Source organism: Streptomyces phytophilus (assembly GCF_013870535.1).
In the GTDB taxonomy this organism is placed as follows: Bacteria; Actinomycetota; Actinomycetes; order Streptomycetales; family Streptomycetaceae; genus Streptomyces; species Streptomyces phytophilus.
On record NZ_JACBXC010001293.1, the window covers coordinates 1 to 1666 of the forward strand.

A 1666-nucleotide genomic window follows, 5' to 3' on the forward strand; every position below is an offset into this window, starting at 1 on the left:
GTGACGGCGTCGAGGTCGCGGAGCGCGTCGCCGTCGGCGGCGCTCGCGGGCCGAATGCGCAGCTCCCCGCGGCCGGCCGACCCGCCGCCGTGCACGTCACTCATGGGCTCACTGTGACACGGGCTGCCGGGGCAGGGCACATGAGGGCAGGATGGGCACATGCGCATCGCGGTCTCCGGCTCCTCCGGACTCATCGGCTCCGCCCTCGTCCGCTCGCTGCGGACCGACCGGCACGACGTCCTGCGGCTGGTGCGGCGGGAGGCGAGCGCGCCGGACGAGGTGCGGTGGGACCCGGAGAAGGGGTACGTCGACACCGGGCGGCTCGACGGCTGCGACGCCGTCGTGCACCTCGCCGGCGCCGGCATCGCCGACCGGCGCTGGACCGAGAGCTACAAGCGGGTGCTGCGCGACAGCCGGGTGCTCGGCACCGCGGCCGTCGCCGACGCGGTCGCCTCCCTCGACCGGCCGCCGGCCGTCCTCGTCTGCGGCAGCGCCATCGGCTACTACGGCGACACCGGCGACCGCCGCACCGACGAGAGCGCACCGCCGGGACGGGGCTTCCTCGCCGACCTGTGCCAGGAGTGGGAGGCGGCGACGAACGCCGCGGAGGAGGCCGGGATCCGCACCGTCCACGCCCGTACGGGCCTGGTGGTCTCCCGCAAGGGCGGGGCATGGGGGCGGCTGTTCCCGATCTTCCGGGCAGGGCTGGGCGGACGGCTCGGCAACGGGCGGCAGTACTGGAGCTTCATCTCCCTGCACGACCACATCGCCGCGCTGCGCCACCTCGTCGACACGGAGTCGCTGACCGGGCCGGTAAACCTCACGGGTCCCGAGCCGCTGACGAACCGCGAGGTGACGGCGGCGATGGGGCGCGTGCTGCACCGGCCGACGCCGTTCCCGGTGCCGGCGGCGGCGCTGCGGGTGGCGCTGGGCGGGTTCGCGGAGGACGTGATCGGCAGCCAGCGGGTGGTGCCGCGCAAGCTGCTCGACTCGGGGTTCGCGTTCGCGTTCCCGGGGATCGAGGAGGCGCTGCGGGCGGCGCTGCGGGGGTGAGGACCGGCGGGATCCGGGGCTGACCGGGGCTGGATCCGGGCCCGGTTGCGCCGGGTGTGCGTCCGTGCCCTTGTGGTGCGCACCTGGCCGGGGTCACCATCCGACCTATCGTCAACGGAACGCGTCCACGCCGGAACGCGGATACGGCCATGCCCAGTTGGGCATCACACAGGCGTCCAGTGGCATTCGAGAGCGCTCGGCCGCGGACGCACAACCCCGGGAGGCACCCGTGCCCCACGCCGCAGGAAGCACGGACCCCGTCGACGTCGTCGTCGTAGGCGCCGGACTCGCCGGTCTCTCCGCGGCCCAGCACCTGGTCGGAGCGGGCCTCGACGTGACCGTGGTGGAGGCGGACGAGCAGGTCGGCGGGCGGATGACCACCGACCACGTCGACGGTTTCCGGCTGGACCGCTCGCTGCAGCTGCTCAACACCTCGTATCCGGAGCTGCGTCGGCTGCCCGGGCTCGCGGAGGTGCCGCTCTGCCCGCTCGACGGAGACGTGGTGGTGTGCGCGGGCGGGCGGCGGCAGCGTATCGGCGGATCGAGGGGCACGGGGGGCGCGTTCACGACGGCGAGCGCCTTCGCCAGCGCGGCGCGTGCGCCCCGGGGGGCC

2 protein-coding genes are annotated in these 1666 nt (G+C 75.0%); both read left to right on the forward strand.

Going from position 1 to position 1666, the window contains the following annotated elements; all coding sequences use genetic code 11:
* The first annotated feature begins 159 nt into the window (after nucleotides 1-159).
* Nucleotides 160-1053: a TIGR01777 family oxidoreductase gene (locus H5J30_RS31710; protein WP_181791033.1), complete on the forward strand. Its 894-nt coding sequence runs from the start codon at nucleotides 160-162 to the stop codon at nucleotides 1051-1053.
* A gap of 229 nt (nucleotides 1054-1282) precedes the next feature.
* Nucleotides 1283-1666, forward strand: a 384-nt coding sequence (locus H5J30_RS31715) for an FAD-dependent oxidoreductase (RefSeq protein WP_181791035.1), incomplete at its 3' end; no start/stop codon positions are given.

Coding starts and splice junctions, on each gene's coding strand:
- H5J30_RS31710 (WP_181791033.1), top strand. CDS start 160: ATGCGCATCGCGGTCTCCGGCTCCTCCGGACTCATCGGCTCCGCCCTC.